Source organism: Paenibacillus sp. USDA918EY (assembly GCF_009870825.1).
Classification (GTDB): domain Bacteria; phylum Bacillota; class Bacilli; order Paenibacillales; family Paenibacillaceae; genus Paenibacillus_AQ; species Paenibacillus_AQ albilobatus.
Window position 1 is genome coordinate 1 of the sequence record NZ_WTWY01000009.1, and the last position, 13,784, is coordinate 13,784.

Annotated in this window: 13 protein-coding genes and 1 other RNA gene; all 14 read right to left on the reverse strand. The window is 54.1% G+C overall.

Annotated features, from left to right (window positions below):
- Window positions 1-721 precede the first annotated feature (721 nt).
- An RNA gene (gene rnpB, locus GQY55_RS18320) (RNase P RNA component class A) lies at window positions 722-1,131 on the reverse strand.
- Between the two features lie 90 nt (window positions 1,132-1,221).
- Complete coding sequence (locus GQY55_RS18325; protein ID WP_160043331.1) at window positions 1,222-2,343, reverse strand: Nif3-like dinuclear metal center hexameric protein; 1,122 nt, start codon at window positions 2,341-2,343, stop codon at window positions 1,222-1,224.
- A complete protein-coding gene (locus GQY55_RS18330; protein ID WP_160043332.1) occupies window positions 2,319-3,095 on the reverse strand; it encodes a tRNA (adenine(22)-N(1))-methyltransferase in 777 nt (258 codons plus the stop codon). Before GQY55_RS18330 ends, GQY55_RS18325 begins: the two co-directional genes overlap by 25 nt.
- A gap of 245 nt (window positions 3,096-3,340) precedes the next feature.
- Window positions 3,341-4,477 carry an RNA polymerase sigma factor RpoD gene (rpoD, locus tag GQY55_RS18335; protein WP_160043333.1) on the reverse strand — a complete coding sequence of 379 codons (1,137 nt, stop codon included), beginning with the start codon at window positions 4,475-4,477 and terminating at the stop codon, window positions 3,341-3,343.
- Window positions 4,478-4,518: 41 nt separating this feature from the next.
- A complete protein-coding gene (dnaG, locus tag GQY55_RS18340; protein WP_160043334.1) occupies window positions 4,519-6,339 on the reverse strand; it encodes a DNA primase in 1,821 nt (606 codons plus the stop codon).
- A 49-nt stretch (window positions 6,340-6,388) separates the two neighbouring features.
- Window positions 6,389-6,847 (reverse strand): YaiI/YqxD family protein, encoded by a 459-nt coding sequence (locus tag GQY55_RS18345; RefSeq protein WP_160043335.1) that lies wholly within the window; start codon window positions 6,845-6,847, stop codon window positions 6,389-6,391.
- A gap of 194 nt (window positions 6,848-7,041) precedes the next feature.
- Window positions 7,042-9,117 carry a glycine--tRNA ligase subunit beta gene (glyS, locus tag GQY55_RS18350; RefSeq protein ID WP_160043336.1) on the reverse strand — a complete coding sequence of 692 codons (2,076 nt, stop codon included), beginning with the start codon at window positions 9,115-9,117 and terminating at the stop codon, window positions 7,042-7,044.
- Window positions 9,117-9,998: a glycine--tRNA ligase subunit alpha gene (gene glyQ / locus GQY55_RS18355; protein ID WP_160043337.1), complete on the reverse strand. Its 882-nt coding sequence runs from the start codon at window positions 9,996-9,998 to the stop codon at window positions 9,117-9,119. Before glyQ ends, glyS begins: the two co-directional genes overlap by 1 nt.
- Window positions 9,999-10,370: 372 nt before the next feature.
- Window positions 10,371-11,129, reverse strand: a complete 759-nt coding sequence (gene recO, locus GQY55_RS18360; RefSeq protein ID WP_160043338.1) for a DNA repair protein RecO — start codon at window positions 11,127-11,129, stop codon at window positions 10,371-10,373.
- 36 nt (window positions 11,130-11,165) lie between these two features.
- Window positions 11,166-11,321 carry a YqzL family protein gene (locus GQY55_RS18365; protein ID WP_160043339.1) on the reverse strand — a complete coding sequence of 52 codons (156 nt, stop codon included), beginning with the start codon at window positions 11,319-11,321 and terminating at the stop codon, window positions 11,166-11,168.
- A gap of 109 nt (window positions 11,322-11,430) precedes the next feature.
- Window positions 11,431-12,333, reverse strand: coding sequence for a GTPase Era (gene era / locus GQY55_RS18370; protein ID WP_160043340.1), 903 nt, complete (start codon window positions 12,331-12,333; stop codon window positions 11,431-11,433).
- Window positions 12,334-12,458: 125 nt separating this feature from the next.
- The gene (locus tag GQY55_RS18375) at window positions 12,459-12,872 is read right to left on the reverse strand and encodes a cytidine deaminase (protein WP_160043341.1); all 414 of its coding nucleotides are present in this window, start codon (window positions 12,870-12,872) and stop codon (window positions 12,459-12,461) included.
- Between the two features lie 29 nt (window positions 12,873-12,901).
- Window positions 12,902-13,282 (reverse strand): diacylglycerol kinase family protein, encoded by a 381-nt coding sequence (locus tag GQY55_RS18380; protein WP_160043342.1) that lies wholly within the window; start codon window positions 13,280-13,282, stop codon window positions 12,902-12,904.
- Window positions 13,282-13,779 (reverse strand): rRNA maturation RNase YbeY, encoded by a 498-nt coding sequence (ybeY, locus tag GQY55_RS18385; protein WP_160043343.1) that lies wholly within the window; start codon window positions 13,777-13,779, stop codon window positions 13,282-13,284. The genes GQY55_RS18380 and ybeY overlap by 1 nt, the downstream gene beginning before the upstream one ends.
- Window positions 13,780-13,784 lie beyond the last annotated feature (5 nt).

Here is a 13,784-nt window from a genome sequence, read left to right on the forward strand (position 1 = left end):
ATCCAAATGAACTATTTTTGTTTTTTACACTGTCCACTTGACAGGGAGCACTTCACTTGCGGCGGATTGCTTTTTTTTTCAAATCTTATTCATTTGGGAACCATGGTTTGACCGTGGTGCAATATCCTTTTATTGCTTGATCCATTCCCGCGGCATCAGGAAAACCCTATGCAGAGGCTCCCCGGAAACCGAAGGTCTTTCGTACCGGAAAATTAGCGTCTGCCCCGGGAACTGTGTTTCCCGCTCGTCGTTACGGGTGCTATATATTCGTCTCTTACGACATAGTTGCAGATATGCTTCGGTACGGGCACGCAGTGATGTCTTTTCACGATTTGAACCGTGTGGACGACGGGAACGACTTGGGGATAGTAAAAATCCTTGTAAACGACGGATGGATCTGTATAAACCGGGTCCGCTGGCGGACAGTGGAAGCAATGAGGATGCATTTGTAAACAGCTCCTTTCGTGATTTAGTACATTTTATTGTGGCCGAATCCCCTGTGTTTGTACGAATGTCCTTATATGGGAGGTATTTGACTAAATCAGGCTCGTCTTGCAAGTCCGCAATACACGGCTCAAAATAACTCCATAACGTGGGCCAGTACGCTTCAAAGCGGATTCAGTCACGTTGCGAAATGCATAAAAATAAAAAGGCGGCATTCCGGTTCAACCGGGCATGCCGCCTTCAAACGAGTTCATATGAATGATACAGTTGTTGTAGTTTGGAAAGTTTTACGTAAGCCGGGTTCTGTGCTCGTTGCGGTACAGACGGGAACTACCCTCCCGCAGATAAGCGACAATCATCTATCTAGGCCAATCATTGCTGATTGGCTCAAGCGACCAACCCGAACGCGCCTCGGGCAAAGGCTGCTTCAATCAAGAAGCTGCGTTCCATTAGGTCTTGCTCCAGGTGGGGTTTACCAGGAACGATGTCACCAGCGTTCCTCGGGGTCTCTTACACCTCGGTTCCACCCTTGCCTGATCCGCTCGAAAGCGGCCATCGGCGGTCCGTTTCTGTGGCACTATCCTTCAACTCGCGCTGACTGGACGTTATCCAGCACCCTGCCCTATGGAGCCCGGACTTTCCTCTCGCGGCGCCTTACGCGCCGCCAGCGATTGTCTGTCAAACTTTCCGGACAACTGTATTATAGTATACTAGGAATTCGGCTTCGTTTCAATCCTCATCTGTCTGGCAGCGTTGGATGAATTCGCCTGCCTTTCCTTACATAAACCGGAACGGTTCGGTGTCGACGGCCGACGCGACCGCCTGGATATCGTACCGGTGCTTTTCCGCCTGTGCTTTCAGCCAGTCCGCAACTTTCGCCTTCATGATTTTTTCGGCGTTATGCCCCGGATCGATCAATGCGATTCCCGCGGCGAGCGCATCCTGCGCCGTATGGTAATCGACGTCCCCCGTTACGAGCACGTCCGCGCCGCGGAAGCGCGCCGCTTGGTAATACCGGCTGCCCGAGCCGCCGATGACCGCCGCCTTTTTGACGATCCGGTCGGGATCGCCCACGACCCGTACATGCGGCACGTCAAGCTTGTCCTTGACGACCTGGGAGAATGCGGCGAGCGTCATCTCCTTCTCCAGCTTGCCGGCGCGGCCCAAGCCGTAGGCCTTCCCTTTCAAATCCAGCGGATACAGGTCATAAGCGACCTCTTCATACGGATGCGCTTTTAGCATCGCCTGGATGACGCTGCTGCGGATGCTCTGCGGCACGATCGTTTCGATCCGGACTTCCTCCGCCTGCTCAAGCTTTCCTGCCGAACCGAGGAACGGATTCGTGCCCTCCTGCGGCAAAAAGGTGCCGGTCCCCGCCACGTTAAAGCTGCAATGGCTGTAATTTCCGATGGCTCCCGCACCGGCGCCAAAAACGGCTTCGCGCACCTGGTCGGCATGGGTGGCCGGCACGAACACGGCCAGCTTGTACAGCGGCTCGCGCTGGGTTTCTTCCACCGGCACCGTGTTTCGGATGCCAAGGGCCTCGGCCATCCAATCGTTCATGCCCCATTCGGCGTTGTCGAGGTTGGTATGAGCTATGTATACGGCAATGTCATGTTTGATTAACCGCTCATAGACCTTTCCCGCGGCAGAATCGGTCTGAATAGACTTAAGCGGCCGGAAGATGATCGCATGGTGCGCGATAATCAGATCCGCCCCGATGCGAACGGCCTCATCCACGACTTCTTCGTTGACGTCGAGGGCGACCAGCACCGTTCGGATTTCCTTTTGAAGAGTGCCGAGCTGCAGCCCGATCCGGTCCCTGTCATCCGGATATGCCAGATGTTTCGGGGCAAGCTGTTCCATCCATTGAATTACGGTCTGTCCTTTTGCAAACATGCAAGTACCTCCTTGATCTGCTCCATTTCCTGTTGCAGCAGCTTTGCTTTTATTTCCGCGGATTCCAGCTTCGAAGCGGACATGGAGTCCAAAATACCTTGAAGCTTATCCAGCTCGCGGTTCCACTTTTCGATCAGAACCGGCGTGGGCTCCTTCAGAAGCCACGGCCCCATGCGCAGCAAAAGGTCCCGGGTTACCGTAAAAGTTCCATCGCCGCTGCTTCGGAGCCATTCCTGGTCTTCGTACAACAACCGGCTGCTGATCCGCTGATCCGAAAGCTCGGGAACCGCGGTCAAAATCTCGTAGATTTTCCCGTCTTCCTCCAAAATGCGCTCGGAGCTGAGCAGCCAGCCATGTTCCATCAGCCATCGCCGGAGAATGTCCTCGCCGACATTGGGCTGCAGTATCAACAGTTCAACTTGCTCGAGCTTATCCCGCCCGTTATCCAGAATGTTGGCGATCAGGCTGCCGCCCATGCCGGCAATCGTAATGATGTTCGCTTCACCCGCTTCAATCACCGCCAGTCCGTCGCCCTTCCGGACCGAAATGAGTTGCCCGAGCCCGGCTTCCTGGACTTGCGCGGCAGCCGCTTTTAGCGGCCCGGGGTTCACCTCGCCCGCCACGGCCCGGACCGCGCGTCCGGATTGAACCGCCGCCACAGGCAGCAGCGCGTGGTCGGAGCCGATATCGGCCAGCCGGCTCCCTTCCGGAATGAGATTCAAAATCGTTTCTAGCCTTTTCGATAATTTCATGTCGCACCCACGTATCGTTTTTTTGGTTTTCAAGCTTCTTTTTATACCCTAACAAACCGGAGGCCCTACGCGCAAATCCTTCCTCCCATTTGCAATGGTCCCTAAAAAGCGCTAAAATAAAAACAACAAATAAAGGAAATAGTTCTAAAACCAAGAAAAAGATCGAACCTTATTTTCTGTTATCGACCATTTGGCTGAAAAAAAGACCTTGCTGCGCAACCGGCAGAAGGTCTGAAATAAAGAAGTTATTCGAGAAAATCTTTCAGCCGTTTGCTGCGGCTAGGATGGCGCAGTTTGCGAAGCGCCTTCGCTTCGATTTGGCGGATCCGCTCGCGCGTAACGCCAAACACTTTGCCGACTTCCTCCAACGTTCTCGTTCGGCCGTCATCGAGGCCGAAGCGGAGACGAAGGACGTTTTCCTCGCGTTCCGTCAACGTGTCCAGCACGTCCTCCAGCTGTTCTTTCAGAAGCTCATAGGCTGCAGCGTCTGCTGGCGCCAACGCCTCTTGATCCTCGATAAAATCTCCAAGATGCGAATCGTCTTCTTCGCCGATCGGCGTTTCGAGCGATACCGGCTCTTGGGCGATTTTCATAATTTCCCGAACCTTCTCAACGCTGAGTTCCATCTCGGCCGCGATTTCTTCCGGCGTAGGTTCGCGCCCCAACTCCTGAAGCAGCTGGCGGGATACCCGGATCAGCTTGTTGATCGTTTCGACCATGTGAACCGGAATCCGGATCGTTCTCGCCTGGTCCGCGATGGCGCGGGTAATCGCCTGACGGATCCACCATGTTGCATAGGTACTGAATTTAAATCCTTTATTGTGGTCGAACTTCTCGACGGCCTTGATCAGACCCATATTGCCTTCCTGAATCAAATCCAGAAACAGCATGCCGCGTCCGACATAACGTTTGGCGATGCTGACCACGAGACGCAGGTTCGCTTCCGCGAGCCGGCGTTTGGCCTCTTCGTCCCCGTTCATGATCCGTTTCGCCAACTCGACCTCGTCATCGGCGGAAAGGAGCGGCACGCGTCCGATTTCCTTCAGGTACATCCTTACGGGGTCGTTGATTTTAATGCCCGGCGGCAGGGACAAATCGTCGTCAAAGTTGAAATCGTCGTTGTCGCCGTTCTCGTGATCATCCGACGGATGGTGAAGAGGGTTGTGGTCTTCGTCACTTTCGTTGACCACTTCAATGCCCAGATCGCCGAGCTGCTCGTAAAATTCGTCAATCTGCTCCGCGTCCTGATCGAATGGAGAAAGTTTCTCCATAATATCTTTGTAGTTCAAAGAAGATCTTTTTTTACCCTGTTCAATCAGCTGGTCTTTTACCTGATCAAGCGTAAACTCTGTCTCTAGTTCAGTATGCTGATCATTCGCCATAACTCGACTCCCTCCTCCCTAGAAACATTCAAGCCTGTTCTTTATTGTCTCTCTAGGGCTATAATCTCACTTGCAATTTGTGCAGCACGCAAAAAGTCCCCCGAACGCTCGGCAATGATCATTTCTTCTCTCTTCTTGTCGATCTGTCTTTTCTGCGGAACTTTCTGTACTTCCCGGATACAATCCTCGAGTTCCTGCACGTTCCACTCCGGCGGTGTCTCCATCATGGAGATGGAGCTAACGGTCTTCTCCAGGCGGTCATCGTGCAAAAACGACATGAAGCGGCTGATATCCGGGGGTTTGCCCTGTGCGTAATAGGCATATAGATAAGCAGCAATCGCTGCATGATCATCGATGTTAAATGCGTCGCCGAGCCTTTTTTGAACGTAGCTTGCGGCTTCGGCATCCTGCAGCATCATGGCCAAAAGGCGCCGTTCTCCGGTATGGTATGCCGGCAGTAAAACAGGTGCGGATACCTGCCCTTTTTTATGCCTACCATTATTCCACCTTTTGTCGTTATTATCCCCATCCGGCGTGTTTTTTAACATGGCTTGGCGGAGCTCGTTGCAATCCTGCTTCAAGCTTTCGAAGGAAAGCTCAAGTTCCGTGGCAAGTTCCTTCAAATACACTTCCCGTTCGGTTGATGAAGGCAGCGCCGCGATAATCGGAAGCACTTCCTTCGTATACGCGATTTTGCCGTCTTCTTCTAGCAGTATATGGTTTTTTTTCAGATATATAAGCTTAAATTTTGTTGTTGAAACCGCTCCGTCAATGATTTGCCGTTTAAAGCGGTCTCCGCCGTTTTTCTTGATGAATTCGTCCGGGTCGAGGCCTTCGTTGATGACGGCGATTTTTACCCTGAGACCGACTCCCTCAAGGAGCGGAATGGTCTTCATCGCCGCGGCTTGCCCAGCACGGTCCCCGTCGTAGCATACCACGACTTCGTCGGCCATCGTTTTCATCATCGCCGCATGGCTCTCCGTCAGCGAAGTGCCCATGGTCGCAACGCCGTTTTGCACACCCGCCTCCCAAGCCGAAATCACGTCGCCGTAACCTTCGAATAAAACGATTTGCCGCAGCTTGCGGATGGACGGTTTGGCCAGATGGAGGTTGTACAAAATGCGGCTTTTGTTGAACAGCTTGCTTTCGGGCGAATTCAAATATTTCGGCTGGCCGTCGCCAAGCACCCTGCCCGCGAACGCGATGACTTTGCCGTTGCGTTCGCTGATCGGGAAGATGACGCGTCCGCGAAAACGGTCGAGGTAATCCTCGCCGTCGCTTCGTTTGGACAGGAGTCCGCCCTTTTCCATCTCGGCGAGATCAAAGGATCGTTTGGTCAAAAACTGAACCAACGTATCCCAACGGTCCGGAGCGTAGCCGATCTGGAACTGATCGATGGCTTTGTCGTTAAAGCCGCGCGAACGCAAATAGTCCATCGCCGCTTTGCCATGCTCCGTATTTTTGAGCAAAAAGTGATAAAATTTGGCCGTCCACTCGTAGGCCTGAAGCAGTCGGTCTCTCTCCGGATTCGGAGGAATCACCACGGCCCCTTGTCCTTCCGGCAGTTCAATGTGGCTTTCTTCGGCCATGGCTTTGACGGCTTCGGGAAAGGATAATCCTTCGATTTCCATCCTGAATTTGATGGCATTTCCGCCCTTGCCGCAGCCATAGCAGTAGAAAATCTGCCGATCCGGCGTTACCGTAAAAGAGGGGGTTTTCTCCGAATGAAACGGGCAGAGGCCTTTCATGTATTTCCCCTGCTTGGTCAGATGAACGTACCTGCTTACCGTATCGACGATGTCATGCTTGTCCAGCACCGCGTCAATCACTTTTTCCGGTATATTGCCTTGTCCGGCATTCATCCAAACCACCTTCATCTCTTTTTGGCACGTAAAATATTATTCGCTACCGTTAAACATTCTCCTGCAACTTGTGCAAAAGTTTTGTCAGTTTCTGTTGAAAAAGCAATTTGTCCGCTTGCGTCATCGGTTTCGGGCCTTTGCCGTAACTGCCGCTTCTTCGGGCCTTGGCCTGATGGTGGCGCCGGTCGAGCATAAACTCGATATTTTCGCCCGTGTAGCTCTGCCCCCGAAAAGAAATGGCGTGACAGCCCTTTGACAGGGCCAACGCAGCCAAACCGTAATCCTGCGTCGCCACGATATCCCCGCGTTTGATGTGGTTGGCGATGTAGAGGTCCGCGCTTTGATCGCTGCGGTCCACTTGAATCGTTTGCACGCCCTCTTCTGCCTGGATGAAATGGTCATAAGAAGAAACCATCAGCACAGGAATGCGGAAGGCTCTGGCTGTTTCGCCAATTTCACGCTTTACGGGACAGGCGTCCGCGTCGACGACAATGTGGAACGTGTGCATATCGGCCAGAATATATCACCCTGTAATCATGGTTTGCCATACTAGTATATACGTAATAATACGCTCAAAGGATGCCAAAATCCTTCTTGCGGGCAAATAACAACTTCTGACAGCTTTCCGGCGGTTTTCCGAAAATACGGAACAGGCAGCACCAGGTGCTCGGCCCGTTCCGTACGTTCGGCAATGCTATATTGCTACCATACCAGCTTGTTAAAATCGGCAAATTGCTTAAGACCCTGATCGATTTGGGCAAGGAGCCCCAACCGGTTGGCCCGGACCTTCTCGTCCTCCGCCATAACCATGACGGAATCGAAGAAATTCGTGATGGCCGGTTTCAGTTCCCCCAAAATGTCCAGCGCCTTGGCCCCGTCCCGCTGCTCGAGAGCGGTGGAGTACGGCTTCTGCACCCGCAGCCAAGAGGCATGCAGTTCCTTCTCCGCCCCTTCCTGCAGCAGGCTTTCGCTGACCGCCGCTTTGGAGGCTTTCGCGGCGAGGTTGCTTACCCGGTTAAAGGACTCGACCGTCGTTTTGAAATCTTCGCCGCCGCTCACGGCGTGCATCAGCGCGTCTCCGCGGGACACGACCGACATCACGTCGTCAAATCCGGCGGCAATGACCGCGTCGACGACGTCGTAGCGAAGGTTTTCGGACAGCAGCTTTTTCACGCGCAGCCCGAAGAAATCTTCGAGGTCTTTGCGGATTTCGCTGCCCTGACGCTTCAATTCCCGGAATTGGGAGTGAACGTCGATCGCGATGCCGAATACATGCGACAGCGTCAGCGGCATTTGCTTGGCAAGCAGAATTTGCACGATGCCCTGGGATTGGCGGCGCAGCGCATACGGATCCTGGGAGCCCGTCGGGATGATGCCGATCGAGAAGCAGCCCACGATCGTGTCGATTTTGTCCGCGATGCTGACGATCGAACCTACCAGCGAGGAAGGCAAATCATCCGACGCGGAACGAGGCTGGTAATGCTCGAATACCGCTTTGGCGACCGCTTCGTTTTCTCCGGCTTTGCGGGCGTAGTCTTCGCCCATGACGCCCTGCAGTTCCGGAAACTCGTATACCATTTGGGTAACGAGGTCGAATTTGCAAATGTCGGCGGCGCGGCTGACGTATTCCTGCTCGGTTCCGGAGATATGCAGCGCCTCGCCGAGCCGGTCCGCGATTTTGCGGATGCGGCGGACTTTGTCGCCGACCGTGCCGAGCTCTTCATGGAAGACGATGCTTTCGAGTTTGGACAGCGCGTCCTTGATTTCAAGCTTCTGGTCTTCGTCATAGAAAAACTTCGCGTCGGAAAGCCGGGCGCGCAGCACCTTTTCATTCCCTTTGGCGATCACGTCGAGCGAACGGTCGTCGCCGTTTCTGACCGTGACGAAAAACGGCAGCAGCTTGCCCGCTTCGTCAAGCACAGGGAAATAACGCTGATGCTCCCGCATGGACGTGATCAGCACTTCCTGCGGGATGTTCAGGAAGGACGGGTCGAACGTGCCGAACAGCACGGTCGGCGTTTCGACCAGGAACAGCACCTCTTCGAGCAGGTCGTCCTTGATGGCGATTTTCCAGTTTTTCTCCTGCGCCAGCTTGTTGATTTGCTCGAGAATGATGTTTTCGCGTTCCTGCACGTCCACGATGACATGCTGAGAACGGAGCGCTTCCGGATAATCCGAAGCATTGGAAAGCACGGCTTCGGTTCCAAGGAAACGGTGACCGCGCGTCACGTTGCCCGATTTGACGCCGGTGACTTCCAGATCGACAACGTCGGAGCCGAACATGGCCACGAGCCAGCGGATCGGACGGACGAATTTATAGTCGTAGCTTCCCCAGCGCATGTTTTTCGGGAACGTCATCGAGGACAAAATGCCAAGCAACCCTTCGGCCAAAATGGAAGCGGTATCGACGCCCGTGCTGCTTTTGGTCACGTAAATATATTCCACGCCGTTCAATTCTTTAAAGGTAAACTCCTCCGGATCCACGCCCTGTCCACGAGCGAAACCAAGCGCCGCTTTGCTCCAGTTTCCGTTCTCGTCCTGAGCGATTTTGCGGGAAGGACCTTTGACCTCCTCCTGCACGTCGTCCTGCTTCTCGGCTACGTCATGCACTAGAACCGCCAAACGGCGCGGAGTCGCGTAGGCCTGTACATCGCCGTGGGACAAGCGGGATTGCTCCAGCCACTGGGCCGTTTTTTCCTTGAGCTGGTCCATCGCGGCGCGCAAAAAGCGCGCAGGCACTTCCTCCAGCCCGATTTCGAACAACAGATCCTTGGCCATTACCGGTCGCCTCCTTTCTTCAACAGCGGGAAGCCGAGCTTCTCGCGTTCCTCCACGTAAGTCGCGGCCACCTGGCGGGCCAGATTCCGCACCCGCGTAATATAGCCGGTCCGTTCGGTTACGCTGATCGCGCCGCGGGCATCGAGAAGGTTAAAAGTATGGGAGCATTTCAGCACGTAATCGTACGCCGGAAAAACGAGGTTTTGGTCCATCGCTTTTTTGGCTTCCTGTTCGTACATGTTGAAAAGCGTAAATAGCATTTTCACGTCGGACACTTCGAACGTGTATTTCGAATGCTCGTATTCGGGCTGATGGAACACATCCCCGTAAGTGATGCCGTCCACCCACTCCAGATCAAACACGTTTTCTTTTTCCTGGATATAGGACGCCAAACGTTCCATGCCGTACGTAATTTCGACGGATACCGGATGCGTTTCGATCCCGCCTACCTGCTGGAAGTAAGTGAATTGGGTAATCTCCATGCCGTCAAGCCACACTTCCCAGCCAAGGCCGGCGCAGCCGAGCGACGGGTTTTCCCAGTTGTCCTCGACGAAGCGGATGTCGTGATGCAGCGCATCGACACCAAGCGCCTTCAAGCTTTCCAGATACAGCTCCTGGATGTTGTCGGGGGAAGGTTTGATGATGACCTGGAACTGATGGTGCTGGTACAAACGGTTCGGGTTTTCGCCGTAACGTCCGTCGGAAGGACGGCGCGAAGGCTCAACGTAAGCAACCTTCCACGGCTCCGGCCCCAGCGAGCGCAAAAAGGTCATCGGGTTCATCGTGCCCGCGCCTTTTTCCGTGTCATAAGGGTTCACGATAATGCAATTCTGTGCTGCCCAAAACTGCTGCAGCGCCAAAATCATCTGCTGAAAGTTCATATGAGCCTCTCCTTTACTAATCATGGCTTTGCAATGGTTGTCAGCTTGCTTCATCCGCTGCAGGCCATTTACGGGACATCAAAAAGCTCCCGCCCATGCCTGCAAATACAGACATAGGGACGAGAGCTGTCATTTCCCGCGGTTCCACCCTACTTGACTGCAGTCCCTGCTTTCGGGAATCCGCAATCCACTTTTTAGCCGATTTCATCTCATGCTCCCGGCTGCCTTTCATGAATCCGTTCCACCGGGCTTGCACCGTCCCCGGCTCGCTACTGGGAATCCGAAATCCACTACTTTTCCGTTCAACGCATGTCAGACAATGAATAGAACTTAATATATATTACCGAATTCGAGCGGAGAAGTCAACGTTTTTTACAGTCCGTACTTTTCCATCTGATCCAAAAAGCTTAGGGATTTCAATTTGAGCCCGAGCTGCATGTCCATAAAAGCGCGCATCACCGCTTTAAGCTCCGCTTTCGTCTCCTCCTTGACGTCGACGTGGCCGAGCCTTCGCAGATCGAGTCTGGCGAACAGCCGCAGCAGCTTTAAGCTTTTCGGGGATATGTTCATCGCCGGCGGATCCAGATGTTTGCAGGAGCGGCATAACGTACCTCCCAATCTTGGGCTGACGGCGGCATGTTCGTCTTCGGACAAGTCTTTTCCGCAAGAAATGCAGGATAGGAGCTCGGGTCCGTATCCTGCCGTTTGAAGAATTTTCATTTCGTACAGATTGATGATGATTCCGGGATCTTTGCCTTCCTCCAGCGCATTCAGGCATGCCTTGAGCTGCTGGTACCAGAAGCTCCCCGTTTCCTCGTCCTGGAGCACTTTGTCGAGAAGCTCGCAGGCGTACGACGCATAGGCCGCCAAAACCAGATCCTGGCGAAGGCCGTGCCGGGAATTCATGATTTCGCCGGAATTAAGCGTTCCGAGGCCCGTGCCGTTTCTGAAAAATACGTATTCCGCTTCTGTGAAAAGCTGCGTTAAGGCAGCATGGCGGCTTTTGACCTTTTTGGCTCCGCGGACAAGCACGCCTACTTTGCCCGCATTTTCGGTGCAAATCGTAATGATTTTGTTCCCTTCGCCGTAGTCCATGCTGCGGATGACGATCCCTTCCACCCTATATAGCATGCCTCTTCCCCCAGCCATTCCCGGAGCAGCCACAAATCATTCGTTTTCTTCATAGTTCCCCGTCTCTTCCGCTGCCGCCGTTTCCGGCGCCGCAGCCGCTTCCTCTACAGCCATGCCCGCATATTCCTTATAAAGCAAGTAAGCATCCACATCTCCAGTCATCGCAAAATACTTCCACGAAAAGTCTCGCATTCGTATTCATCCTCTCTTTGGAAATGGCGTCTGCATCTTCAAAAATAGGATGTGGCGAACGATGAGGATCTATGTAAAGCAATTCCTGCCAGCTTGGCATGGCGCCCGTTTAAGCGTCGCGGTGGAAGCCGAGGTCACGAAGCACGCGTTCCTGGTTGCGCCAGTCTTTTTTTACTTTTACCCACAATTCCAAAAAAATCTTCGATCCGAGCAAGTTTTGGATGTCCTGCCGGGCCAGCTTGCCGACTTCCTTCAGCAGCGCCCCCTGTTTGCCGATGATGATGCCTTTTTGGGAATCCCTCTCGACGAAAATGACGGCCGAAATGTATACGACGCCGTTGTCCTGCACCCGCATATCCTCAATGGTGACCGCAATCGAATGCGGGACCTCCTCCCGGGTTAAATGCAGTATTTTTTCGCGGATGAGCTCGGCGCAAACGAATTGTTCCGGATGGTCCGTAATCTGATCGGCCGGATAATACTGCGGACCTTCGGGCAAATATTTCTCCACCTGCGAAAGCAGCCGATCCACGTTATTTCCGCTTAGCGCCGAGATCGGCACGATCTCCGCAAACGTATGCAGCTTGCTGTACTCTTCGATGATCGGAAGCAGCGCGTCCGGCTCGATTTTGTCGATTTTGTTCAGCACGAGAATGACCGGCGTCTTGACGCCCTTCAACTGTTCGACGATAAACCGGTCCCCTCCGCCCAAACCTTCGGAAACGTCGGCCAAAAACAGAACGGCCTCCACCTCTTTAAGCGTATTGAGCGCCGTTTGGTTCATGTAATCGCCAAGCTTGGATTGGCGCTTGTGGATGCCCGGCGTATCGAGAAACACGATCTGGGCTTCGTCGGTCGTATATACCCCATGGATTTTGTTGCGCGTCGTTTGCGGCTTGTCGGACATGATCGCGATTTTTTGCCCGATGACCTTGTTCATCAGCGTGGACTTGCCCACGTTCGGCCGGCCGACGATCGCCACGAAGCCGGATTTGAATGCCGGTTTAGCCATAATCGAAACATTGCCTCCTCAAGTTATCATTTCATTGGTTGCATAAAGAGCTCCGGGGCCCGTCATCCGAACAAGCCGGCACGAACAAGCCCGATACCGGCCGCGGAAGCGGGCCCCAGCTGATATTATTTATTGGCGCTCGCCAAATCCGAAGGGCCAAACGCCCCCGGAAGCAGCTCGCCTACGGTCGTTTCCGTCATGTCGCCTTTCAGGTTCCCCAAAATGACTTTCATGTCCGGCGAACACAGCTCGAGCAGCACCTGCCGGCAGACGCCGCATGGGGAAATCGGCCCTTCCGTATCGCCTACGACGGCAATCGCCTGAAAACTTCCCGCTTTGTGCCCGTCGGCAACCGCACGGAACAATGCCGTACGTTCCGCGCAGTTGGTAGGCCCGAACGCCGCGTTTTCGACGTTGCAGCCGTGGTGGACATGCCCGTCCTTGTCGAGCAGCGCCGCGCCGACACCGAAATGGGAATAAGGTGTATACGCGTTCATACGCGCTTTAATCGCTTCCTGAAGCAACAATCCTGAATCCATATCAAAAACCTCCTTCGATGTCCAAAAACCTAGGGTTGCGACCCGCCCCCAAAAAGCTCGAGCAGCGGGTCGAAAAACACGATGATTCCGATCGCAGCGGCAAAAACAGCCGCCAGCAGCACTGCGCCGGCAGCCGTGTCCTTTGCCGCTTTGGCCAGCGGGTGAATCTTTGGCGAGGCCAGGTCCACGACCGATTCAAGCGCCGTGTTGACCAGCTCCATAGCCATGACGAGCGCGATTGCAAACAGCAGCGCGACCCATCTGAGCCAAGATAAATGCAGCAGCGCCGCCGCCGAAATGACGACAACCGCCGCAACGGCATGGATTTTCATGTTGCGCTGCGTCCGCAGCGCGTAAACGATCCCCTGCGCCGCATATCCAAACGCGGCCCAAAACGATTTTTTCGGCATTAACGCGTAAGCCCCACTTCAGCCAGCACGGCTTCCTGCTTGCCCATCATTTCAGCTTCGCTTTCTTTGTCCTGGTGGTCGTATCCGAGCAAATGGAGGAATCCGTGCACGAACAAAAATCCGATTTCGCGTTCCAGGGAATGTCCATATTCTTCGCTTTGCGCCTTGGCGCGATTCACCGAAATGATAATGTCCCCGAGCATCTCGGGCAAATCGGCAAGCTCCTCGCCCTCTTCCAGCTCGTAAACGATGTCCAGCTCTTCGTCCGTATATTCGTTCATGGCGAACGACAATACGTCCGTCGGGCGGTCGATGCCCCGGTACTCCTTGTTCAGTTCGTGAATTTGTCTGTCGTCGACGAACGTCAGCGCGACTTCGCCGTCTTCGACGCCTTCGGCTTTTCCCGCTTTTTGCAGCAGCAGCTCAAGCGTCGCGATCAGTTCGTCGCTGATTTCAAGCTCCTGCTGCTCGTTCGTCCATGCAAGCTGCAGTCCCATCGTTT

Bases quoted from the DNA above. Each gene is read 5' to 3' on its own strand.
- GQY55_RS18325 (WP_160043331.1), bottom strand. From the start codon at position 2,343: ATGTTTGCAAAAGGACAGACCGTAATTCAATGGATGGAACAGCTTGCC.
- GQY55_RS18330 (WP_160043332.1), bottom strand. From the start codon at position 3,095: ATGAAATTATCGAAAAGGCTAGAAACGATTTTGAATCTCATTCCGGAA.
- rpoD (WP_160043333.1), bottom strand. From the start codon at position 4,477: ATGGCGAATGATCAGCATACTGAACTAGAGACAGAGTTTACGCTTGAT.
- dnaG (WP_160043334.1), bottom strand. From the start codon at position 6,339: ATGAATGCCGGACAAGGCAATATACCGGAAAAAGTGATTGACGCGGTG.
- GQY55_RS18345 (WP_160043335.1), bottom strand. From the start codon at position 6,847: ATGCACACGTTCCACATTGTCGTCGACGCGGACGCCTGTCCCGTAAAG.
- glyS (WP_160043336.1), bottom strand. From the start codon at position 9,117: ATGGCCAAGGATCTGTTGTTCGAAATCGGGCTGGAGGAAGTGCCTGCG.
- glyQ (WP_160043337.1), bottom strand. From the start codon at position 9,998: ATGAACTTTCAGCAGATGATTTTGGCGCTGCAGCAGTTTTGGGCAGCA.
- recO (WP_160043338.1), bottom strand. From the start codon at position 11,129: ATGCTATATAGGGTGGAAGGGATCGTCATCCGCAGCATGGACTACGGC.
- GQY55_RS18365 (WP_160043339.1), bottom strand. From the start codon at position 11,321: ATGCGAGACTTTTCGTGGAAGTATTTTGCGATGACTGGAGATGTGGAT.
- era (WP_160043340.1), bottom strand. From the start codon at position 12,333: ATGGCTAAACCGGCATTCAAATCCGGCTTCGTGGCGATCGTCGGCCGG.
- GQY55_RS18375 (WP_160043341.1), bottom strand. From the start codon at position 12,872: ATGGATTCAGGATTGTTGCTTCAGGAAGCGATTAAAGCGCGTATGAAC.
- GQY55_RS18380 (WP_160043342.1), bottom strand. From the start codon at position 13,282: ATGCCGAAAAAATCGTTTTGGGCCGCGTTTGGATATGCGGCGCAGGGG.
- ybeY (WP_160043343.1), bottom strand. From the start codon at position 13,779: ATGGGACTGCAGCTTGCATGGACGAACGAGCAGCAGGAGCTTGAAATC.